Source organism: Citrobacter sp. RHBSTW-00017 (assembly GCF_013797615.1).
Classification (GTDB): domain Bacteria; phylum Pseudomonadota; class Gammaproteobacteria; order Enterobacterales; family Enterobacteriaceae; genus Citrobacter; species Citrobacter braakii.
In genome coordinates this window covers 2,120,659-2,142,224 of sequence record NZ_CP056899.1, presented here as the reverse complement: position 1 = coordinate 2,142,224, position 21,566 = coordinate 2,120,659, and the positions used below count along the sequence as shown (strand labels likewise).

Genomic DNA, 21,566 nt, shown 5'->3' with positions numbered 1-21,566 from the left:
GATAAATATCATTTGTGATACATCTTAACGAGCCAAACATCGTAAAGATTAATTTACATTCATTGTAACGGTGATTTGACGAAAATAGCGTTTTGCCTTAACCTGCGCCGCAGATATAACCGTTGATTATCTCTGGGACAGAGGAAAGCGTGAAAAACAGAACCCTGGGTAGTATTTTTATCGTGGCGGGAACCACGATTGGTGCCGGTATGTTGGCAATGCCGCTGGCCGCGGCAGGCGTGGGGTTTAGCGTCACGCTGGTATTGTTAGTGAGTCTTTGGGCGCTAATGTGCTACACCGCGCTGTTGCTGCTTGAAGTGTATCAACACGTACCGGCAGACACCGGGTTGGGTACGCTGGCAAAACGTTATCTTGGTCGTTACGGACAATGGGTAACGGGCTTTAGCATGATGTTTTTAATGTACGCGCTGACGGCGGCGTATATCAGTGGCGCTGGTGAGTTGCTGGCTTCCAGCATCAGCGACTGGACCGGGACAACGCTCTCCCCGACAACAGGCGTACTGCTGTTCACCTTTGTTGCCGGTGGCGTGGTTTGCGTTGGCACATCTTTGGTCGATCTGTTCAACCGTCTGTTGTTCAGTGCCAAGATAATCTTCCTGGTGGTGATGCTGGCCCTGTTAATGCCGCATATCCATAAAGTAAACCTGCTTACGTTGCCGCTTCAGCAGGGGCTGGCACTTTCTGCAATCCCGGTTATCTTCACTTCGTTCGGTTTTCACGGCAGCGTCCCCAGTATCGTCAGCTATATGAACGGTAACATCCGTAAACTGCGTTGGGTGTTTATCACCGGTAGCGCCATTCCGCTAGTCGCCTATATCTTCTGGCAACTGGCCACGCTTGGCAGTATTAACTCCTCAACGTTCATGGGGCTGTTAGCCAACCACGCTGGTTTAAACGGTTTATTACAAGCATTACGTGAAGTCGTGGCTTCGCCGCACGTCGAACTGGCGGTGCATCTGTTTGCCGACCTTGCGCTGGCAACCTCTTTCCTCGGCGTCGCATTGGGATTATTTGACTACCTGGCCGACCTCTTCCAGCGCCGCAATACCGTAGCAGGAAGAATGCAAACCGGCGTGGTGACCTTCCTGCCGCCGTTGGCATTCGCGCTGTTCTATCCGCGTGGTTTCGTCATGGCCCTGGGGTATGCGGGCGTTGCCCTGGCGGTGCTGGCGCTGCTCATTCCCTCGATGCTGGCATGGCAGAGCAGAAAACAGAATCCACAGGCTAACTACCGCGTGGCAGGGGGTGCTCCGGCGCTGGCGCTGGTATTTTTGTGCGGCATTGTGGTGATAGCCGTACAGTTTTCAATTGCAGCAGGATTACTACCGGAAGTGGGTTAAAACAAAAGGGGCTTAACGCCCCTTTTTCTTAATGCAAACAGCACTGCTTATATTTTTTACCGCTACCGCACGGACAAGGGTCATTGCGCCCTACCTTGGCATCCACTTTGACCGGTACTTTAACCGGCGTTTCCTGAGGATGCGCCATCCAGTAAGCATGCAGATCCAGCGCCGCCAGGCGGATGGCATCCACGCTCTCTTCGAACGCTTCTGGCGTCATTTTCTCAACGACCGCAAAGTTTTCTTCCGTACCGTGCAGCGCAATAGCCTCGAGCGCCGGTTTTAACGAGTCTGGTAACGCGGACCAGTCCGACAGTGCGACGCCGCGCATATAACCAAAACACCACTCTTCAACGATGGTCAGTTCATGCTCGTCAATTTCACGCAAACCAAACAGCGGCTCAAACTGCTCAGGATATTCATCCAGGCGATCGGCCGTATCCGCCATATGTTGAAACGCCAGGTTCATGAAACGCGTCATTTCTTTTTCGGAGGACCAGCGAGGAACATACTGCGCGCCGCCCCAAATAGCGACCAGCCACTGCTCCGGTTCAATTTCATACGGTGAACTCAGTACCGCCGTCAGTAAACCATCCAGTTCTGACACATCCAGAATAGCCTTATCCGTATTGTACTTAGTCAGTACGTCATCCAGCCATTCCAGTTCGCTCTCGTTTAATGGTCCCGTTTTCATAACGCTTTTCCTTAGTCAAAAAATCTTGCCTGTGATCATCCTACATGGCTGGAGGGATAACAGATATAAATGGGCATATGCGGCTTACAGCAGCCGCCTGTTCAGGTTAACAGGAAAAGAGGGGAATTCCGGTAGTTAACGCACAAAAGAGAACACTAAGCCGCCGGGCATCATACCGGGAAAACACAATAAAACCACCCGCAGGTGGTTTACTGTTGTTCAATACGGTTGAGCGTTGCGGTATAGCCCGTTTTCGCTACTGCGTTAAGTAGAGTATCGGTTGGGAAACCTTCTGGCACGATGGCTTCTGCCTGCCGGGTTTTGAGAGAGGATTTTGCTTTAATCACGCCGTCAGTTTCACGTAGCGCCTGATTGACCGAAATAACGCATAACGAGCAGGTCATATTTTGTATATCCAGCACCACTTTTTGATTGGCCGCCTGAGCCCACAGCGGCAACAGCAAGCATGCAACTAACGCGAAGATCTTCATTCAAATACCTCATAAAACCAGGCAACAAGCGTTGGGTAAAATAGCACCGGCAAAATCAATGCCAGCGCGCACCAGTAGAGAACGCGCGCTTGCTTCAGAGTTAACCACCCGGAGCACCACAACCGTTTGGAAAAATAGAGCCGCCAGAAGACACGCAGTAATAATCCCAGGGACAGCAGTACCAGAGGAGTTCGCAAAAACTCAAACCGGGTGAAAACGGCGAAGCTCGCCGCCGAAATACCAAACAGCAGGTAAAGTAGCGGTCCAACACAGCATAAGCCAGCGGTGACGGCGGCCGCAGCAGCCGTCAACAGGGTAAGCCCCGCACCTTTAGCGTTGTTCTGTGGCGACATAGCTGTAGGAAAACGCTTTAGGATCATAGAAATTGATCGGGTCGCCATCGACTTCAGCGTAAGGATAACCAAAGTTATTCATGGCCCCCTGCTCCGTTGCCGGATACAACTCGAAATCACGTCCGTAGTTGAATCCAACCCAGTTCATTTCCCAGTTACCAAACAGGTAAGCGTTAACCGCCTGGACATCGGCATCCTGATGCGTTTTTTTCTCTGCCAGACGCATTTTGGTCACATCAGCAGGATCGCACGGTAACCAACCGTAACCTGCCAGATAGAACTCAGCACGGCAGTGTTGACCGCCGCTCACATTGGCAACGCCTGCACTGTCGGCTGTGCCAAAAGCACTTTTCGAGTAACGTTCGAGCTTATTGGCCTTGCCCAGACGGATGCCAAACAGTTCGCGCGCCGGAATACCGCTGGCTCGCGCCAGAGCAACAAAAACGGAACTCATGTCGGTGCATTTTCCTTTGAGCTTACCGCTTTTTAATATCTCCGCCACATCCCCCGTGCCGCAGCCAATAACGTCGTTGTCACGCTCCATATGGCTGCTGACCCATTCGTAAATCAGGCGCGCTTTTTTCAGCGGATCCTGCTCATTACCGGTGATTTTACGCGCGGTTTCCAGGACCAGTCCATCAACTGAGGTATGTGCCGTCGGCAACAGATACGGTTTTACATCCAGCGGATAAATAATCTGCTCAGGTGCCTGCCAGTTTTTCAGCGCGTCCTGCTTCAGCGGTTCCCAGTCGGCGGTTTCAATGTCGATATCAACGTTAACCAACAATTCACCCTGCGAGTCAGCCCAGGTGGCAAACAGCGTTTTCGCGCCGTAGGTATTATTGGTGGTGACGTACGCCTGCTTATAGTTTCCGCTAAAGGCAAGCGCTGTCATTTGTTGAAACGCGGTATCCACCGGTAGCGGGATCCACAGTTTCACCACGCCGCTCGATCCCTTAGGAGGATTGAGTTTATACGTTTGGGATAAGACAAAGCGTCGACGAGCTATTGTCGCAACGGATGGCTCAGCGGCACGTACCGTCTGGCTAATGACTGCAGGGCCGACTAATCCGGCGGCGGAAAGGAGAACGCTATTTTTGAGAAACTGACGACGTTGCATTGCTGTCTGTCCAGGTTGTAAGAGTTGAGCTACGGCTAAAGGGGAAACCGTACGCGATCATCACAGCAGACAGAGGCTGGCATAAAAAGGCGAGTCGATGGAGATTATTCATCAATAACAGACCTGTTAACTGTGAATGAAGTGAGAAACTGCAAGGTCGCTATTAAGCCATTTACAGCCAAAAAAGTACAGCAGCGGAGATACGTTCAGACTATATACACAGTCGTTGCCAGTTTGCGGGCTAACCCTCTTGCCCCCTCGCGCATGACCGTATTGTGATTCCAGCGAAATACAGGTGCTGCCAGCGGGGCGAGATAATTCATCCAGCGGATCGTGGTACGCACATTCCAGTCATATCTGACAATAGTCGCTGTACCATTGGGAGTAAAAGACCATACCCCTCGCCCTTCCACCGCGCCGCTGGCTTGTCCTTCAAGCAATGTGCAAGGCCGTATTTTCAACACATTGATATCAAAGGTTAAGCGATAAGGAAGCGCCCCTTTCCAGGTATAACGATGCAACGCCCCAATACCCCGTAAATCCCCTTTCCTTATCTCAACGATGCGTTCCAGACTTCCCCACCATTCAGGCCACCTGTCCGGATGGGAAAAAACATCCCATACCTCCTGAACTGAAGCCTCAACCCGCCAGATTGTGGAAAACTGATAGTCAGCCATAGTGCAGGCTCCCTCAAGGCGTGAAAAAATTGACGGGGAAACGGGTGTTAATAACCATAGCATCCAGAAGAACAGTTTCTAATCGCTGCCCATCTGGCGCATAGCTGATCACTTTGGCAGGGAGTCCGTGATTATTATCCAGCCAGATGTCGTAGCGGTGAACGCAACTCGCGGAGAAAATGAGACGCGCATAACCGCCCCCTGTATCGGTACTATCTGTAAACTGGAGTCATCATCTGTCGACTGTTTTTATTATAGTTCTTAATTGCGCGGCACTCCTCTCCCACCCCCTCAGACTCCGTACAGGCAACAGGCTTAAACTGTTCATTTTCTATTCAGATGAGATGACGACATAAGACTATACTTTAATAGCCATACTTTTAATGGGTATTAATCATGAAACTGCCACCGGTATTTTCATGCGCCGTCCTCGTATTGCTGCTGGCGTCATCGTCTGCCGCAGCCAGCGCGTTACAAAACCAGGCCGCAAGAGAGCAAGAGTTAAGCGCGGCACTTCTTGCAGGAAATGGCGTCATCATCATTGGCGGGACGGATGATTTCGCTTTCACATTCAGGACACGTAACCGAATCCACAGACATTTGGCGATTCAGGATGGCATAGGCGATCCCATCATGATGAATGGTTTTCAGGACCACAACTATAACCCCGCCCGGGATGGCTTTATCAACAACCCAGCCCGGGGAAGGTTTATGTTTAATGCACCGATTCGTCGATAGATTGATTGGCAATGGGGAGTGTGTAGCGGGCGGCTTAACGTATCTGGCAGGCTTACTTGACGCAAAATACCTATGGTTCGTCAAAAGCCGGCACAAAAAAACCACCCGTAGGTGGTTTCGCGACACTGCTTATTGCTTTGATTCTTCTATTCTTTCCCATGGTTCCGGTGTGGGATTTGCCCCCACACAGCACGAACGCCGAGCAGTTCAGAATATTTTTCAAGAAGTTAATATGTAACTTACTTCTGCGTAAACACCTTTGTTAATCAGGTATGCGGGGTCGGAAGTCCGGCAACAGAAAACTGGTGATTCGATTATTTTTAACCTGCGTGGTTAAGCTTGTTGCAGACCGTTCAAATCGTTAAGCATCCGCTTGAGACATTTGATTTTATTCTTATCGCGAACTGATTGCGAAAGCTTACTGAGTTGAAAAAACGTTTTGTCACCAAACCCGTCAATGACTTTGAAGCGATAATCCTGACGCTCGCTATCCCAGGCATAAACAATGTTTTTACAATGCAAGGAGTTAATAATGACTTTGGTGCTGACAAACCATGCTAAAAAAGCATTCAGCTTCTGCAATTTGCTGTCATCGAGTTCTTTTTTGAGAGCAAGCTGATAAAGAGTTTGAGCAAGGTTGCCATGCTCATCGCACTCCTTCACAGTGATCTGCCCTAGACCTTTATTTGTTTCAACAAGGCCTTCGATCTTTTGCATATAAAGAGAGTCTGTTTGATGACCAGGCTTGCATTCTTTGAGGTCCCGGAAGACTTCCCGTAACTTGCTTTTATAGTTCGCAATATCTGAAATAACGATTTTGATCAGCAGGTTACTATCCTGTGGATGCTGAAAGACGTAACGATCGTTACCTCGTGCAAGTAAGTCTTCATCTGTCAATACAAGCTCTTGTTTCATGATAGTTTTTGACTCTTACCCTAAGGGAAATGAAATTGCCTCAACTGACCTGCATCGGTAAGTTCTGCTAATCAAAAACTATTATGTATATATTTATTTCAATAATTGATAAACGAAATGCATTCGGAGTGAGACAAATGTCTCTTCAGGCAAGTGGGCAGGCTAATGAACCTGTTTTGATCCCCCGCAAATACGCTTCTCCAGTCGTGAACGAGGGTTATCAGCAAAGAGCAGGCACCGGTATGAAGTCAACAGGCACCCGATAATATTAAGCGGAAAGATTACTTAACCCGTTTCCCCGTTTCGTCAATGACCTTTTCGCCATCCTCTTTGGTAAAAGAGCCTTTCTGAGCTTCAGGTAAAATATCCAGCACAATTTCTGAGGGACGACAAAGACGCGTGCCAAGCGGCGTCACTACAATCGGCCGATTAATCAGGATCGGATGCTGAATCATAAAATCGATCAACTGCTCATCAGAAAACTTATCTTCATCAAGACCAAGCTGCTCATAAGGTTCAACGTTCTTCCGCAGCAATGCGCGTACTGAAATGCCCATATCTGAAATCAGTTTGGTCAGTTCATCACGAGTCGGGGGCGTATCGAGATAATAAATAATAGTTGGTTCGTTACCGCTGTTACGGATCATCTCCAGCGTGTTACGTGAGGTGCCACAGGCCGGGTTGTGATAGATGGTAATGTTGCTCATATCAATATCTCATTACAAAGTGACAGAGAGCCGCCACGCCAGCGCGGCCAGAGTGACGAATAGCACGGGCAGAGTCATGATAATGCCGGTGCGGAAGTAATATCCCCAGGTGATGGTCATATTTTTCTGTGCCAACACATGAAGCCACAGCAGAGTTGCCAGACTGCCTATCGGGGTGATTTTAGGCCCTAAATCGCAGCCAATCACATTGGCATAAATCATCGCCTCTTTGACGACGCCGGTCGCAGCACTCCCGTCAATGGACAATGCACCAATCAGCACCGTCGGCATATTGTTCATCACAGACGACAGGAAGGCAGTCAGGAAGCCGGTACCGAACGTGGCAGCCCATAAACCTTTGTCTGCCAGCATATTGAGTACAGCAGAAAGATACTCGGTGAGTCCTGCATTACGCAGGCCGTAGACGACCATATACATACCCAGCGAGAATATCACGATCTGCCAGGGCGCCCCGCGCAGCACTTTCCCGGTATTAATGGCGTGGCCACGCTTGGCTACCACGAACAGCACCGCAGCCCCAACTGCTGCTATCGCGCTTACTGGGATCCCCAGCGGCTCCAGAACAAAGAAACCGACCAGCAGGAACAGCAGAACAATCCAGCCCGCCCTGAACGTCGCCGGATCTTTAATCGCACTGGCAGGCATCTTGAGCAGTGAAACGTCATAACTGGGCGGGATGTCGCGGCGGAAGAAGAGATGGAGCATGACCAGCGTGGCAGCAATGGCCGCCAGGTTCACAGGAACCATCACGGAGGCATACTGTGTAAAGCCCAGGCCGAAGAAATCCGCCGAGACAATATTGACCAGGTTAGAGACAATCAGCGGCAGGCTGGCTGTATCTGCGATAAATCCTGCAGCCATGACAAAGGCCAGCGTCGTCGCCTGGCTGAACCCCAGGGCGAGTAGCATCGCAATCACAATCGGCGTCAGTATCAGTGCTGCACCGTCGTTAGCAAACAGCGCAGCAACAGCAGCGCCAAGCAGTATTATCCAGGTAAACAGCAGGCGACCACGCCCGTTACCCCAGCGGGAGACATGCAGCGCGGCCCATTCAAAGAAACCGGACTCATCGAGCAGCAGGCTGATGATAATCACCGCGATGAATGCCGCTGTTGCGTTCCAGACGATATTCCAGACTACGGGAATATCATCAATGTGGATGACCCCCGTCCCCAGTGCCAGTAAGGCTCCGATACTTGCGCTCCAGCCAATGCTGAGACCTCTGGGCTGCCAGATGACCAAGACCAGCGTCAGTATAAAAATACTCCCTGCCAAAAGCATTTTAGATTCCTTTATATATGATTATGCGTATGTAAAAAATTCTCTCAACAGGATGTGCAGGCTGATTTTTTCAGCCATTCACCCACATCTTTCCTCAGACACTGCCAGGACGTCGTGATCGTCTCAGCGGCCCACGCTGGCATGTGGGGAGACAGACGGTAGTGAATCCATTTGCCTTCCCGGCGGTCAAGCACCAGCTCCGCTTCTCGCAAAATAGCCATGTGGCGAGAAATTTTAGGCTGTGATTCAGAGGTCGCCGCGCATATATCGCATACGCACAGTTCGCCGGATTCCCGGAGAAGCATAACAATGGCGAGACGGGTTTCATCCGACAGGATTTTAAAAAGCTGAACAGGCTGTAGCATTTTTTACTCCGTTCCCTTTAGAATACATATATGATAAATCATATGTGTTGAATTTGAAATCACAGAACCTCCCGGAGGAGTAAAAAATGGAACACTTTCCTGCACTGAATGCTGATTGCTTCGATCAGCAGATTGCTGAACGCCTGCAGCTCCAGGAGCCGCCACGCATACTGATCCTGTATGGCTCGGTAAGAGAGCGTTCTTACAGTCGCTTTGCCGCAGAAGAAGCGGGACGCCTGCTGACGGCAATGGGGGCGGAAGTAAGACTGTTTAATCCCTCAGGTTTACCCCTGCCGGATGATGCCCCAGATACGCACCCAAAAGTCACCGAGCTGCGCGAGCTGGTCAGATGGTGTGATGGGATGGTGTGGAGTTCCCCAGAGCAGCATGGGGCAATGAGTGCGGTGATGAAGGCACAGATCGACTAGATCCCCTTAAGCGAAGGGGCCGTTCGCCCTTCACAGGGAAAAACACTGGCGGTGATGCAGGTCTGCGGCGGGTCGCAGTCTTTTAACGCCGTGAACCAGATGCGTATCCTTGGGCGCTGGATGAGGATGTTCACGATCCCTAACCAGTCCTCAGTAGCCAAAGCCTGGCAAGAATTCGATGAGAACGGGCGAATGAAACCTTCGTCCTGGTATGATCGTATCGTCGATGTCGCCGAGGAGTTGTTTAAAATCACGCTGCTGCTCAAGGGGCAAACCGATTACCTTGCCGATCGCTACAGCGAACGAAAAGAGAGCCATCAGGAGCTTTCATCCCGCGTCAATCAGGCAAAAATATAGCGTCCTTTTTTCCTGAGCTCACAAACGTCCGCTTTTTGCTGGGCGTTCAACCACTGGATGCAACAATGTTAATTCTTTGCTGGCTGCGAACCGATAAGCCAGCTCCTTTTGGAAAATACTGTCTGAGCAATCTTTTCGTATTTTTATTTGAACCACGCAGCCAGGAAGATTGAGGATTACAGAATTAAATTTGGGAAGCCGCCCTTATCATCAGGCTCTTTGCGATACCTTTTCTTTATATTTACATATCCAAAACATCATAAAGTTAAGATTTTTTGGACGAATTAGGGTATGGTTGAAGTTCATCCACTCAAGGAAAAGCCTATGTCAGAACGTAAAGACTCTAAATCACGCCGCAACTATCTTGTCAAATGCACCTGCCCAAACTGTACCCAACAATCTGAACACAGTTTTTCAAGAGTACAAAAAGGTTCTCTTTTAATCTGTCCTCATTGCAATAAAGTATTCCAGACAAACCAAAAAGAAGCAGCCTGAATCCGTTTTAGACTCTATTTCTGGAACAGAATCACCACATCTGTATTTTAAGATTTATCAAGCTACAGATAACAGAAAACCCGCTGGCTGCGGGTTTAGTATTTTCATATTTAAAAAATAAAAATTATGGTGATATCTGGGAAAAGCTATCCCCTTGCGTACGTTGCCGTACAAAGCAAGCGGTTAGACTTTTTGTGCAGTGAACCTACACGTACTCACAATCGTCAGCATACTCTCTCATGCAAAAGAGAGATGAAATATGCTGACCGTTGCCCTGAATACCGGATCAGTAACATTTCATCTCTACTGACCCAACAATACATCCATTGCTTCTGTCAGTATGTCTACTCAGGCTTTAGCCTTCTTCGTTATCGCATACAGACAAAAAAAGGATTTACTCTGTAATAACTACATTGCCAGCAACCGGACCTTTAGTACCATTCTCAATGGAGTAAGAGACTTTTTGCCCTTCAAACAAGGTGCGGAAATTATCGCTCTGGATAGCAGAAAAATGTACAAATAAATCTTTACTACCGTCAACAGGAGAAATAAAACCGAATCCCTTATCGGCATTAAACCATTTTACTAAACCATTCATCTTTTTTGACATTTTGTATTCCTTAATTTGGCCTTCCGGCGAACATGGTTTTATTACAGAAACTACTTAGTGCTTAGTGGGGAGACTCAAAGAAGGGATAAATATAAAACACCTGAAATGAGAACTGCTTTAGTAAACTACTTTGTATTTTGTCTGTTCTTCAAACCGACGCGACCATTAACGCACGGGCGTATATAATAATCAATGTTTATTTTAGCTATCCAGATCTCACGATAGCTGAAAAATATTTCTGGCATTATCCAGGGGTATGTGTATAGTGCAACACGTTATTAGCTTTAAGGAATTTTTTTGTCTCGTAAAATGACAGGAATTGTCAAAGCCTTTGACTGCAAGAGCGGTAAAGGCCTTATCTCCCCCTCCGATGGTCGCAAAGATGTACAGCTTCACATTTCAGCCTTAAGTCTCCGTGACTCAGAAGTACTCATCCCCGGATTACGCGTTGAGTTTTGTCGAATAAATGGTCTTCGAGGCCCCTCGGCTGCGAACGTTTATCTCTCATGACCTGTAGCCGCCCCTCCTGACTTCTGGAATCATAAAAGAGAATTTCAAAACAGGGAGAGTTTCATATGTATCAGAAAATCTATCTCAACGACTGGCTGACGGGCCTTAAGAGCTCATGCTGCACGCTGATAGTAACTCTGCTTGTTTTCATCTAACCTGTTAGTTCAAGACCGGTAAGAGTTGCAATAGCGTTGGCGTATCTATGTTGAGCCCGTCAGGGTGATATGCTTGCATTACACCCCAAATGCCTGTGATGTACATAGGATGAAAGCCAGGGGATTTCTGAGCTTGAAGGTTCGCTGAGCGAGAAGCGAGAAATTTCAGGCACAAAAAAACCACCCGTAGGTGGTTTCACGACACTGCTTATTGCTTTGATTATTCTATTCTTTCCCATGGTACCCGGAGTGGGACTTGAACCCACACAGCGCGAACGCCGAGGGATTTTAAATCCCTTGTGTCTACCGATTCCACCATCCGGGCTCGGGAAGAAATTGGAGGCGCGTTCCGGAGTCGAACCGGACTAGACGGATTTGCAATCCGCTACATAACCGCTTTGCTAACGCGCCGAAATCTTCTGGCTTTTCAGCCGACATCCGCTATTGCCGATGTCTTTAATTTGGAGCGGGAAACGAGACTCGAACTCGCGACCCCGACCTTGGCAAGGTCGTGCTCTACCAACTGAGCTATTCCCGCATCACCAAGTAACTTTGTTAATCACTTGATTTTGTTATCGTCTGGCAATCAGTGCTGCCGTTCGATGCGTTGCATTCTACTTACCTGACGCAATGAGTCAACGATATTTTTCACCACTGACGATCGTTTGCTGAAATTTGCGCCGAAACGATCACTGTTCAAGCAAATCTCCCCACGCAGCGCTCAAATACTGGAACATTGACCACAACGTCAGTATCGCGGCGACGAAGAAAAGTGCGATCCCGGCGTACTCTACCCAAATATTTGGACGCCACAGCAGCCATGCGAGCGCGGCCATTTGCGAAGTGGTTTTCACTTTGCCGATCCAGGACACCGCCACACTGCTACGTTTACCCAGTTCAGCCATCCACTCACGCAGCGCAGAGATAATAATTTCACGCGCAATCATCGTGGCGGCAGGAAGCGTTACCCACCAGCTGTGATAGTGCTCGGTCACCAGCACCATCGCGATAGCCACCAGTACCTTATCAGCCACCGGATCGAGGAAGGCGCCAAAACGCGTGCTTTGGTTCCAGCGACGCGCCAGATAGCCGTCAAACCAGTCGGTGACCGCCGCAATACAGAAGATCAGCGCACAAACGAAGGGAGCCCAGGTGAATGGCAGATAAAAAGCCAATACAAAGAATGGGATCAGGATGACGCGAAACAGCGTGAGCAACGTAGGGATATTAAATTGCATATGACGGATAACTATCTGTTGTCAGTAAAATTACCCCTATGTTGCTACAGAGGGCCTAATGTTTCAACGAGTAGAAGATCTTTTCTGCCAGAGCTTGCGAAATACCCGGCACTTTTGCAATTTCTTCAATACTCGCGTTACGAAGACCTTGCAAACCGCCCATATATTTCAACAACATCTGCCGACGCTTCGGCCCGACACCTTCAATAGTCTCCAGCGTGCTGGTACTTTTCACCTTCGCCCGTTTTTTACGGTGCCCGCTAATTGCATGATCGTGAGATTCATCGCGGATATGCTGGATAACGTGCAATGCAGGCGAATCCGGCGGTAGGCTAAAGCCCTCACCTTCCGGCTCAAAGAACAGCGTTTCCAGGCCTGCTTTACGATCGGCCCCTTTTGCCACACCCAACAAAAGCGGGTGCTGTTTGTCCCAGGGAACGTCCAGCTCAGCAAACACGGCTTTCGCCTGCCCCAGTTGACCTTTCCCGCCGTCGATCAATATGACGTCCGGAATCTTACTTTCTTCAATCGCCTTACCGTAGCGCCGACGGAGAACCTGATTCATTGCCGCATAATCATCACCCGGCGTAATACCCGTGATGTTATAGCGGCGATACTCGGCGCGCAGTGGTCCATTGGCATCGAATACCACGCAGGAGGCTACCGTCTGCTCGCCCATCGTGTGGCTGATATCAAAGCACTCCATGCGTTTCACTGCGGGTAACTTGAGTACTGATGCCAGCGCCGTCAGGCGTTGAGTAATGGTCGACTGCTGGGAAAGTTTTGTGGTTAACGCCACCGCCGCGTTGGTACGCGCCAACTTCAGATACCGCGCGCGATCGCCTCGCGGTTTCGTCTGAACGTTGATCTTCCGCCCGGCCAGCTCAGACAAAGAGTCTGCCAGCAGGGTTTTATCGCTAAGATTAAAATCGAGCAGGATCTCACCGGGTAAGGTGCGCATCTGACTTCCCTGCAGATAAAACTGTCCGACAAAGGTTTCAACGACCTCGCCGAGTTCTGTTCCACCAGGTACTTTCGGGAAATAGCTACGACTGCCTAACACTTTACCCTGGCGAATAAACAGCACGTGCACACAGGCCATGCCGGCGTCAAACGCCACGCCGATGACGTCCAGATCGTCTCCGGTATTAGAGACAAACTGTTTTTCGGTCACGCGGCGTACGGCCTGAATTTGGTCACGAATGCGGGCAGCCTCTTCAAACTCGAGATTTTGGCTGGCCTTTTCCATCCGGGCGATCAGCTGCGTTAATACCTGATCGTCTTTCCCGGACAGGAACAGACGAACGTAATCAACCTGCTGCGCATACTCTTCCTCACTCACCAGGCCCGCCACACACGGACCGAGGCAGCGGCCAATCTGATATTGCAGACAGGGCCGCGAGCGATTGCGATAAACACTATTTTCGCACTGACGAATAGGGAAGATTTTCTGCAGCAACGCCAGCGTTTCGCGTACGGCGTAGCCGTTAGGAAACGGTCCAAAGTACTCGCCTTTGGCATGCCTGGCCCCGCGATGCATTGCCAGGCGAGGATGGGTATCGCCGCTGAGGAAAATAAAAGGATAGGATTTATCGTCGCGCAGCAAAACGTTATAACGCGGCTGATACAGCTTGATGTAGTTGTGCTCAAGCAATAACGCCTCGGTTTCGGTGTGCGTTACCGTGACATCAATCTGCTGTATTTGCGCGACCAGTGCTTCGGTCTTACGCGATGCGAGGTTGCTACGGAAGTAGCTGGAAAGCCTTTTTTTCAGGTCTTTCGCTTTCCCGACGTAGATGACCGTCCCGGCGTCATCATACATACGATAAACGCCGGGCTGACTGGTCACGGTTTTCAGGAACGCTTTGGCATCAAACTGATCGGTCACTGGCTTGTTAATGTCTCCGCATTACACAGGCCATGGCGAATTGCCAGGTGAGTCAGCTCAACATCGCCGTGAATGTTTAATTTACTGAACATTCGATAGCGATAGCTGTTCACCGTTTTAGGACTAAGATTCAGTTGCTCTGAGATCTCATTGACCTTCTGACCTTTGGTGATCATCAGCATAATCTGCAACTCACGTTCAGACAAACTGGCAAACGGGGTTTCCGTTTTCTCAGGCTCAATCTGGCTAAGCGCCATCTGCTGAGCGATATCGGAGGCAATATAACGTTGGCCAGAATAAACCGAACGAATCGCACTCACGACCTCCTGGGGCGCAGCCCCCTTACTGAGATAGCCCGCGGCTCCCGCCTGCATGACTTTTGCAGGTAACGGGTTTTCGGTATGGACAGTCAGCATGATCACTTTAATGTCAGCCGTTGAACGCGCAATTTTACGCGTTGCCTCAAGGCCACCAATACCGGGCATATTCATGTCCATCAGCACAACGTCTACGGAATTTGAGCGGCACCATTTTACCGCATCTTCACCGCAGCACGCCTCGCCGACAACTTTAATGCCTTTTATATCTTCAAGAATGCGTCGTATCCCTGCGCGCACCAGTTCGTGGTCATCAACAAGAAAAACGTTGATCAAAGGAATATCTCCAGAATAGGGATAACGCTACCGATAGTTAATCGGTCCTATGTTAACGGGTTTTATCTCAACTTTGAAATGTAAAAATCGCCGTCTTTCGATTTTGCTCTCGTTTTTGGAAATTAGAAGGTACGACGAGTGGAAACTTTCTGTTATGGCAACCTTTTGCCACGGTTATATCTGCATAGCTGTTTCAGAATAGTGACAAAAAATTCATATTCGTCCATTGAATGCAAAATAGGCAGCTAAAGTTGTAACAATAATTAACGAGTAAAATACTCGAAATAAACAACAGGTGGAGAAAATATATGCAGCGCAACATGTTGTTTATTTTAATGTCCGCGACTTATGTTTGCGCAGAAAACAACCGCTGATATTTTTAGCCTCGCTTATGGTATACTCCGGCGCCTTAAGATTTGACATCGCACTTTTTCATTGAAACATAACGAGGAAAATAAATGAGTACGCCTGACTTTTCCACTGCTGAGAATAACCAGGAACTGGCCAATGAAGTCACCTGCCTGAAAGCCATGTTAACGCTGATGCTGCAGGCAATGGGCCAAGCCGATGCAGGGCGCGTGATTCTTAAAATGGAAAAACAGATCGCGCTGATTGAAGATCAATCACAGGCTGCGGTATTTTCCAGCACTGTTAAGCAAATTAAACAGGCCTACCGCCAGTAATAAGAACCCGGCTGACAGCGATGCTCTCAGCCGGGTTTGCGTCTGACACTCAGAACGATAATTTACTCAGATCAGCCCGGTTGCCGCGGCATAACAGGCGATCTGCGTTTTGTTGGGTGCATTAAATTTCTTTTGCATATTTTTCTGGTGAAAGTTAACGGTATTTTCAGAAATCGACAGAATTATCGCTATCTCTGAAGAGGTTTTCCCCTCTGCCGTCCATTTCAATATCTCTTTTTCCCGCTTGCTAAAGCGCATCTCTGGCGCCATGACCATGTCATCTTGCAGCCGCGTCAGTACCGACAAGCTTTCCCGCACCAGCAGTTGCATCCTGAGCTCTACCTCATCGTTTGCAAAGCGACTATTACGGACACTCGCACGCGATACCGATAAAAAACCCAACGCCCGATTAGGCAACATTAAGCATTGCGTCATCCCTTTACGTAAACCGTGATTGCGCGCGGCATCCCACAGGGGCTGTGCATCGCGAAATAAGGTATCGTTCCAGGGTAAATGCCCCTGACTGAAGTTTTCAGGCTTCAGCACCGGATCAATAGCGAAATAATTCTCGGACTGATAATGCGCCACCCATGCTTTGGGATAGGTCGTGTGAAGCGACGTTTTAGGTCGGGTAAAAGGTACGGGATGACGAACACAGAGCGCGTAAAAATCGAACTCTAAATGCTGCGTCTGTTGTTGTAATTCATTATAGACATCCTCTGCCGTCGCCATTTCCTGAAAGCGTAACAGCATACTCCGTCGCCAGGTGAAGAAATCATGACCCTGCATACTAAGTGGTAATACCCCTGAGATTGATAATCATCCAAACATATGAAACAAGCTAACACATAAATGTATTTTATATATGCAAATTATCGGACAAATGAACAATTACTTGAGCATTACTCAACGGCGGCAGGAAGTAACAGTATTGGGAGTTAATAATAAAGCAATAATTATAAATAGTTATGCGAACAACACTCGTCAAAAAACAATTTCGACGAGTGCTGCATGCACTATTTATTGCATCAGAAACTTTTCAAGAAACTGACGGGTTCGCGGCTGCTGCGGATGCGTGAATAAGGATTTAGCTGGCCCCTGCTCCACTATCCGTCCTTGATCCATAAATATCGCCCGATCGGCAACGTCGCGCGCAAAGCTCATTTCATGCGTCACAATCACCATGGTGCGTTTTTCCTGCGCCAGTTGGCGGATGGTATTAAGTACCTCACCAACCAGTTCAGGATCAAGCGCGGAGGTCGGTTCATCAAAAAGAATAACCTCAGGTCGCATCGCCAACGCCCGGGCAATAGCCACGCGCTGCTGCTGCCCGCCGGACAAACGCCGCGGATAGCTGGTTTCTTTACCAGCTAACCCGACTTTCGCCAGCAGTTCGCGCGCACGGGCTGTCGCTTCGGCTTTCGGTTCGCCTTTAACAATCACCGGACCTTCAATAATGTTTTCCAGCACCGTGCGATGCGGGAACAAATTAAAGTTCTGGAACACAAAGCCCACGTGCTGGCGCAACTGACGAATCAGACCTTTCTGCTGAGTTAACGAACGCGCGGTATCAATGGTAATCTCACCCACCTTAATGGTGCCCGCCTCGGGTTGCTCCAGCAAATTAATGCTGCGCAGCAGCGTCGTTTTGCCCGAACCGCTCGGCCCGATAATCGCCACAACTTCACCGGGTTTGACGTCAAGATCGATCCCATGCAGCACCGTTTGCCCATGGAATTTTTTGACCAGGTTTCTGACTTCGATAGCACTCATTTCGGCTCTCTCTCCTGGCGATTCAGTTGCTCTTCAAAATAGTTTTGCAGTGCAGAAAGCACCGTCGCCATCACCCAATAAATCAACGAGGCTGCCAGATACATCGTGAATACCTCCAGCGTACGCGAGGTAATCAACTGCGCCTGACGGAACAGTTCCGGTACCTGAATAGTCGCGGCCAGAGAGGTGTCTTTCACCAGGCTAATAAAGCTGTTACTCAGCGGCGGGAGTGCAACCCGCGCAGCCTGCGGCAGGATTGCCCGGCGCATGGTTTGCCACCGCGTCATACCAATACTGGCGCCCGCTTCCCACTGCCCTTTATCGATGGAGGAGATTGCCGCACGCAGCGTTTCCGCAGCGTAGGCCGCCGTATTAAGCGATAAGCCAATCATCGCCGCCGGAATAGGATCAAGCTCAATACCAAACTGCGGCAGACCGTAATAGATCATGAACAGTTGGGCAATCAACGGCGTTCCGCGAAAGATAGAGATATAAAAGCGCGCCAGCCAGCGCACAGGCAGCAGCGGCGACAGACGCATCAGCGCCAGGATAAAACCCAGCACGAGGCCAAAGAACATCCCACCGATACTCAGTTGCAGCGTAAACACTGCGCCCTTGAGCAGATACGGCAGAGAATCAATCACCAGTTGGATACTTTCATGCATTAGCGTTTTTCTACCTGGTCGTTACACGTGAGGATGGTAGGCAAACAGCGCAGGCGCCCCACCAGTATGAATAAAGAGAATTGGCCCTTCATCCTTGAAGCGTTTCTGGCTGATGCCATCAATCAGACCCGCCATCGCCTTGCCGGTATACACCGGATCCAACAAAATGCCTTCCAGACGCGCCAGCAGTTTTATCGCCTCCATGCCCTCTTCGTTTGGCGTACCGTAGCCCGGCGCATAATAATCGTCCCATAACAGGATTTCCGCTGAGGCCGTCAGTTCCAGCTCCCGGGCAATATCCTGCTGCAGTGCAACAACTTTGGGCTTTTGATCCGCCACGCTGCGTGAGACGGTCACGCCGATGAGTTCGACGTCTGGCATCAATTGCTCCAGGCCCACGGCCAGTCCGGCATGGGTTCCCGCACTGCCCGAGGCCACCACTACGGAAGAGAGCGAAACGGCCCCTTCACACTGTTGGGCAATTTCCAGCGCGCTTTCCACATAGCCCAGCGCACCCAGTGCATTGGAACCCCCAACCGGGATCACATACGGGCGGAACCCTTGCGCTTCAATCCGCGTCGCCAGATCCTGCAGCTGTGCATTCGGGTCGGTCAGCGCATCGCACATTTCAATTTGCGTATTAAACAGGTCCAACAGCAGACGGTTGCCATTGGTGAGATAGTTTTCGGCAGTGGTGCCTATCGGATTTTCCAACAGCGCCACGCAGTGCAGGCCAAGCTTAGCGGCGACCGCCGCCGTCTGGCGAACGTGGTTAGACTGAATCGCACCCGCGGTTATCAGCGTATCCGCGCCTTCACGCAGCGCGTCTGCGGCCAGAAACTCCAGCTTACGCAGCTTATTGCCGCCCATAGCCATCGGCGTGACGTCATCGCGTTTAATGAAAATATCACGCCCGAGGTAAGCTGAGAGGCGCGGAAGATATTCGAGTGGCGTTGGCGCGCCAATAAATTCCAGACGTGGAAAGCGCGTTAAATTATGCAGCGGCATACAGCCTCCGGTATTCGTTGTTGTGGTGTTCTTTTATTATGCACGTTCAGGCGCAATGAAATAAAAAAAGGCGCTGTTAAAGGCGCCTTTTTTCATCAGATGACGATTATTTCGTCACATCTGCTCCAAACCATTTTTCAGACAGGGCTTTCAGCGAACCGTCTTTCTGCATTTCAGCAATGGCTGCATCCACCGCTTTCAGCAGATCTTCATTGCCTTTACGCAGCGCCACGCCGGACTCCTGGCGGGAGAATGCTTCACCGGTAACGGCCAGCGTATCCTTGGTTTTTTTCACCAGATCCAGCGCGGCCAGACGGTCAACCAGGATGGCGTCGATACGACCTACGCGCAGATCCTGATATTTGGTCGGGTCATCATCATAGGTACGAATATCCACGCCCTGCACGTTCTGGCGCAGCCACTCTTCATAGTTGGTTCCCAGACCCACGCCGACTTTTTTACCTTTCAGATCGGCAGCAGTCTTAATAACGCCCTCATTGCCTTTCTTCACCAGCGCCTGGATACCAGAGACCGTATACGGGGTAGAGAAATCGTATTTTTTCTTACGATCATCAGAGATAGTCACCTGGTTGATGACCACGTCAATGCGTTTGGAATCAAGAGAAGCCAGCATACCGTCCCATTTGGTCGGCTTCAGCGTGGCTTTCACTCCAAGATGCTTGGCCAGTTCCTCGGCAAACTCCACTTCGAAACCGGTCAGCTTGCCGTCATCGCCCTGAAAACTAAACGGGGGATAGGTCCCTTCCAGGCCCACCAGCAGCGTGCCGCGCTCTTTAACTTTATTTAACAGACCTTCATCTGCATAAGTCTTCACGCTCATTCCGGCGACAAGTGCAACAGCCATTACACCCATCAGAGCCTGACGTCCCAGAAGTGCTAATTTCATAGTTACCCCGAATATTGTCATTAGTGACTATCATTTATGACTACAGTGTAAAGCGTTTGCCGTGATCCACAAACACGACTCTGTTACACCTTATTCGTTTTTAATATATATCAGAACTGGCTGTCCAGGAGGATTTCTGCATATGTCCCATATGCGTATGGGCTTTAAACTGCTCATACTTACGCAAGGCAATGCGGTAATTGTTGGTGCTGGTTTCCGGCAGCCACGGGGCAAGGTTTTCGTCGAGAAACCCTTCCTGCAGCAGATCGTGAGAGATATTTTGTTCGGTCAGATGATTCCCGAGGCGACGCAGGCGCACAACGTATTCGCGTACCGTGCCGTGACTCATTTCGGTCTGCTCGAATAAAAATTGCTTGAAGCCGATAATGTCAAAAAAGTCGCTCTGCTCTTTGCAGTGCAAATCACCACAAAAACGACACAGCGCCACCCACTCTTTTTTCTCCTGTTCCCACTCTGCTTCATTCAGCAACGTGTCCAGTCGGGCGATGGCGATTTTATTCACAATTTGCCCGCGGCGAACCAGCGTGATCCTGTCGAGCAACTTAAAGCAATGGGCGCAATGCGTCTGGCTGTGTTTGAAATCTTTGAGGTAGCGGCTTAGAGGCCGTCTTTTTGATTGCTGCACCGTCATGAGAACTCCTGGTAGTCAATTCGTAATGCGGCATTGTTCAGGGGTAATGGTGTACCCCTATAGCTTACCCAGCTTGGTGCGTAGACGTTTGATGGCCTGACTGTGCAACTGGCTAACCCGTGACTCCCCCACTTCCAGTACCGCGCCAATCTCTTTCAGATTCAGCTCTTCCTGGTAGTACAGCGTTAACACCAGCTTTTCGCGTTCCGGCAACGCTTCGATCGCGTCCATCACGCGCTGGCGGAGGTTACCCTCAAGTAGCTGCTGTAACGGGTTTTCCTGCTGATGTTCTTCCGTCACCAGCTCAATACTATCGCCATGCTCTTCCCGCCACTCGTCGTAGGAGAAGAGTTGGCTATTATTGGTATCAAGCAACATCTGACGATACTCTTGCACAGGAATAGCCAGACGCTCCGCCACTTCGGTTTCCGTCGCGTTACGCCCTAATTCCTGCTCCAGTTGCCCCATCGCCTGTGCCACTTCGCGAGCATTGCGCCGAACGCTACGCGGCACCCAATCCCGGCTACGTAGTTCGTCCAGCATCGCTCCACGAATACGCTGCACTGCGTAAGTGGTAAATGCCGTTCCTTGCAAAGCGTCATATCGGTCGACTGCATTCAATAACCCGATGCCGCCCGCTTGTAGCAGGTCATCCAGTTCTACGCTCGCCGGCAAACGCACCTGAAGGCGCAATGCTTCGTGACGCACCAACGGTACATAACGCTGCCACAGCGAGTGTTTATCCATTACACCTTCAGCGGTATACAGTGAATTCACGATAAACAGCCCTGCGTTAAATGAGTTATCGGCATGATTATCCG

At 49.9% G+C, this 21,566-nt stretch carries 25 protein-coding genes, 3 tRNA genes and 3 pseudogenes; 6 read left to right on the top strand and 25 right to left on the bottom strand.

The genetic code is table 11. The features are described from left to right. Positions 1 to 149 precede the first annotated feature (149 nt). Positions 150 to 1,361 (top strand): tyrosine transporter TyrP, encoded by a 1,212-nt coding sequence (gene tyrP, locus HV037_RS10405; protein ID WP_016153458.1) that lies wholly within the window; start codon positions 150 to 152, stop codon positions 1,359 to 1,361. A gap of 28 nt (positions 1,362 to 1,389) precedes the next feature. Here tyrP and HV037_RS10400 read toward each other — a convergent pair whose 3' ends face one another. The 6 genes and pseudogenes from HV037_RS10400 to HV037_RS24800 all read right to left on the bottom strand — a co-directional run. Then, positions 1,390 to 2,055: a YecA family protein gene (locus HV037_RS10400; protein WP_019077057.1), complete on the bottom strand. Its 666-nt coding sequence runs from the start codon at positions 2,053 to 2,055 to the stop codon at positions 1,390 to 1,392. Positions 2,056 to 2,264: 209 nt separating this feature from the next. Beyond that, positions 2,265 to 2,546, bottom strand: coding sequence for a heavy metal-associated domain-containing protein (locus tag HV037_RS10395; protein WP_016153460.1), 282 nt, complete (start codon positions 2,544 to 2,546; stop codon positions 2,265 to 2,267). Then, positions 2,543 to 2,899: a mercuric transporter MerT family protein gene (locus HV037_RS10390; protein ID WP_016153461.1), complete on the bottom strand. Its 357-nt coding sequence runs from the start codon at positions 2,897 to 2,899 to the stop codon at positions 2,543 to 2,545. Before HV037_RS10390 ends, HV037_RS10395 begins: the two co-directional genes overlap by 4 nt. Beyond that, positions 2,877 to 4,019, bottom strand: a complete 1,143-nt coding sequence (locus tag HV037_RS10385; RefSeq protein ID WP_181500314.1) for a transglutaminase domain-containing protein — start codon at positions 4,017 to 4,019, stop codon at positions 2,877 to 2,879. The genes HV037_RS10390 and HV037_RS10385 overlap by 23 nt, the downstream gene beginning before the upstream one ends. Positions 4,020 to 4,225: 206 nt before the next feature. Next, a complete protein-coding gene (locus HV037_RS10380) occupies positions 4,226 to 4,696 on the bottom strand; it encodes an SRPBCC family protein (protein ID WP_137352291.1) in 471 nt (156 codons plus the stop codon). Positions 4,697 to 4,709: 13 nt separating this feature from the next. Further along, positions 4,710 to 4,859: pseudogene (locus tag HV037_RS24800) on the bottom strand (DUF1571 domain-containing protein); the annotation flags it as partial. Between the two features lie 233 nt (positions 4,860 to 5,092). Here HV037_RS24800 and HV037_RS10375 point away from each other — a divergent pair. Beyond that, positions 5,093 to 5,434 (top strand): hypothetical protein, encoded by a 342-nt coding sequence (locus HV037_RS10375; protein ID WP_016156827.1) that lies wholly within the window; start codon positions 5,093 to 5,095, stop codon positions 5,432 to 5,434. Between the two features lie 333 nt (positions 5,435 to 5,767). Here the strand turns inward: HV037_RS10375 and HV037_RS10370 are convergent, their stop codons facing one another. The 4 genes from HV037_RS10370 to HV037_RS10355 all read right to left on the bottom strand — a co-directional run bounded on the left by HV037_RS10370 (position 5,768) and on the right by HV037_RS10355 (position 8,723). Next, a complete protein-coding gene (locus HV037_RS10370) occupies positions 5,768 to 6,349 on the bottom strand; it encodes a YrbL family protein (RefSeq protein WP_016156828.1) in 582 nt (193 codons plus the stop codon). 281 nt (positions 6,350 to 6,630) lie between these two features. Then, the gene (gene arsC / locus HV037_RS10365) at positions 6,631 to 7,056 is read right to left on the bottom strand and encodes a glutaredoxin-dependent arsenate reductase (protein WP_016153466.1); all 426 of its coding nucleotides are present in this window, start codon (positions 7,054 to 7,056) and stop codon (positions 6,631 to 6,633) included. 12 nt (positions 7,057 to 7,068) lie between these two features. Further along, the gene (locus tag HV037_RS10360) at positions 7,069 to 8,358 is read right to left on the bottom strand and encodes an arsenic transporter (protein ID WP_181500270.1); all 1,290 of its coding nucleotides are present in this window, start codon (positions 8,356 to 8,358) and stop codon (positions 7,069 to 7,071) included. A gap of 44 nt (positions 8,359 to 8,402) precedes the next feature. Further along, positions 8,403 to 8,723 (bottom strand): transcriptional regulator, encoded by a 321-nt coding sequence (locus HV037_RS10355; protein ID WP_016153468.1) that lies wholly within the window; start codon positions 8,721 to 8,723, stop codon positions 8,403 to 8,405. Positions 8,724 to 8,809: 86 nt separating this feature from the next. Here HV037_RS10355 and arsH point away from each other — a divergent pair. Continuing rightward, positions 8,810 to 9,508, top strand: a pseudogene (gene arsH / locus HV037_RS10350) (arsenical resistance protein ArsH). A gap of 58 nt (positions 9,509 to 9,566) precedes the next feature. Here arsH and HV037_RS10345 read toward each other — a convergent pair. Continuing rightward, positions 9,567 to 9,701 (bottom strand): annotated as a pseudogene (locus HV037_RS10345) (IS30 family transposase); the annotation flags it as partial. Between the two features lie 131 nt (positions 9,702 to 9,832). Here HV037_RS10345 and HV037_RS10340 point away from each other — a divergent pair. After that, positions 9,833 to 10,003: a YnfU family zinc-binding protein gene (locus HV037_RS10340; protein ID WP_162835200.1), complete on the top strand. Its 171-nt coding sequence runs from the start codon at positions 9,833 to 9,835 to the stop codon at positions 10,001 to 10,003. 394 nt (positions 10,004 to 10,397) lie between these two features. Here the strand turns inward: HV037_RS10340 and cspA are convergent, their stop codons facing one another. Continuing rightward, positions 10,398 to 10,613 (bottom strand): RNA chaperone/antiterminator CspA, encoded by a 216-nt coding sequence (gene cspA, locus HV037_RS10335; protein ID WP_016153470.1) that lies wholly within the window; start codon positions 10,611 to 10,613, stop codon positions 10,398 to 10,400. Positions 10,614 to 10,910: 297 nt separating this feature from the next. Between cspA and cspH the strand changes: the two genes are divergently transcribed. After that, positions 10,911 to 11,123: a cold shock-like protein CspH gene (gene cspH, locus HV037_RS10330; protein ID WP_049040548.1), complete on the top strand. Its 213-nt coding sequence runs from the start codon at positions 10,911 to 10,913 to the stop codon at positions 11,121 to 11,123. A gap of 393 nt (positions 11,124 to 11,516) precedes the next feature. Here the strand turns inward: cspH and HV037_RS10325 are convergent. From HV037_RS10325 to uvrY, 6 genes are all read right to left on the bottom strand, one after another. Next, a tRNA-Leu gene (locus HV037_RS10325) sits at positions 11,517 to 11,603 on the bottom strand. Between the two features lie 12 nt (positions 11,604 to 11,615). Continuing rightward, positions 11,616 to 11,689: transfer RNA gene (locus HV037_RS10320), tRNA-Cys, on the bottom strand. Between the two features lie 51 nt (positions 11,690 to 11,740). Next, a tRNA-Gly gene (locus HV037_RS10315) sits at positions 11,741 to 11,816 on the bottom strand. A 151-nt stretch (positions 11,817 to 11,967) separates the two neighbouring features. Further along, entirely contained in the window at positions 11,968 to 12,516 is a 549-nt protein-coding gene (pgsA, locus tag HV037_RS10310; protein ID WP_016153472.1) for a CDP-diacylglycerol--glycerol-3-phosphate 3-phosphatidyltransferase, read from the bottom strand. Between the two features lie 55 nt (positions 12,517 to 12,571). Next, positions 12,572 to 14,404 (bottom strand): excinuclease ABC subunit UvrC, encoded by a 1,833-nt coding sequence (uvrC, locus tag HV037_RS10305; RefSeq protein WP_046274973.1) that lies wholly within the window; start codon positions 14,402 to 14,404, stop codon positions 12,572 to 12,574. Then, positions 14,401 to 15,057, bottom strand: coding sequence for a UvrY/SirA/GacA family response regulator transcription factor (uvrY, locus tag HV037_RS10300; protein ID WP_006684079.1), 657 nt, complete (start codon positions 15,055 to 15,057; stop codon positions 14,401 to 14,403). The genes uvrC and uvrY overlap by 4 nt, the downstream gene beginning before the upstream one ends. Before the next feature lie 458 nt (positions 15,058 to 15,515). Here uvrY and HV037_RS10295 point away from each other — a divergent pair, with 458 nt between their 5' ends. Continuing rightward, positions 15,516 to 15,740: a DUF2594 family protein gene (locus HV037_RS10295; RefSeq protein ID WP_016153474.1), complete on the top strand. Its 225-nt coding sequence runs from the start codon at positions 15,516 to 15,518 to the stop codon at positions 15,738 to 15,740. A gap of 66 nt (positions 15,741 to 15,806) precedes the next feature. Here the strand turns inward: HV037_RS10295 and sdiA are convergent, their stop codons facing one another. The 7 genes from sdiA to fliA all read right to left on the bottom strand — a co-directional run bounded on the left by sdiA (position 15,807) and on the right by fliA (position 21,522). Continuing rightward, positions 15,807 to 16,529 (bottom strand): transcriptional regulator SdiA, encoded by a 723-nt coding sequence (gene sdiA, locus HV037_RS10290; protein ID WP_016156833.1) that lies wholly within the window; start codon positions 16,527 to 16,529, stop codon positions 15,807 to 15,809. A 231-nt stretch (positions 16,530 to 16,760) separates the two neighbouring features. Continuing rightward, positions 16,761 to 17,513 carry an L-cystine ABC transporter ATP-binding protein TcyN gene (tcyN, locus tag HV037_RS10285; protein WP_003030477.1) on the bottom strand — a complete coding sequence of 251 codons (753 nt, stop codon included), beginning with the start codon at positions 17,511 to 17,513 and terminating at the stop codon, positions 16,761 to 16,763. Beyond that, positions 17,510 to 18,178, bottom strand: coding sequence for a cystine ABC transporter permease (gene tcyL / locus HV037_RS10280; RefSeq protein WP_003030474.1), 669 nt, complete (start codon positions 18,176 to 18,178; stop codon positions 17,510 to 17,512). Before tcyL ends, tcyN begins: the two co-directional genes overlap by 4 nt. Before the next feature lie 21 nt (positions 18,179 to 18,199). Then, the gene (gene dcyD / locus HV037_RS10275) at positions 18,200 to 19,186 is read right to left on the bottom strand and encodes a D-cysteine desulfhydrase (protein ID WP_065554696.1); all 987 of its coding nucleotides are present in this window, start codon (positions 19,184 to 19,186) and stop codon (positions 18,200 to 18,202) included. Between the two features lie 106 nt (positions 19,187 to 19,292). Then, positions 19,293 to 20,093: a cystine ABC transporter substrate-binding protein gene (gene tcyJ, locus HV037_RS10270; RefSeq protein ID WP_016156835.1), complete on the bottom strand. Its 801-nt coding sequence runs from the start codon at positions 20,091 to 20,093 to the stop codon at positions 19,293 to 19,295. A gap of 100 nt (positions 20,094 to 20,193) precedes the next feature. Then, positions 20,194 to 20,745: a flagella biosynthesis regulatory protein FliZ gene (fliZ, locus tag HV037_RS10265; RefSeq protein WP_016153478.1), complete on the bottom strand. Its 552-nt coding sequence runs from the start codon at positions 20,743 to 20,745 to the stop codon at positions 20,194 to 20,196. 57 nt (positions 20,746 to 20,802) lie between these two features. After that, a complete protein-coding gene (fliA, locus tag HV037_RS10260; protein ID WP_016153479.1) occupies positions 20,803 to 21,522 on the bottom strand; it encodes an RNA polymerase sigma factor FliA in 720 nt (239 codons plus the stop codon). Positions 21,523 to 21,566: the final 44 nt, after the last annotated feature.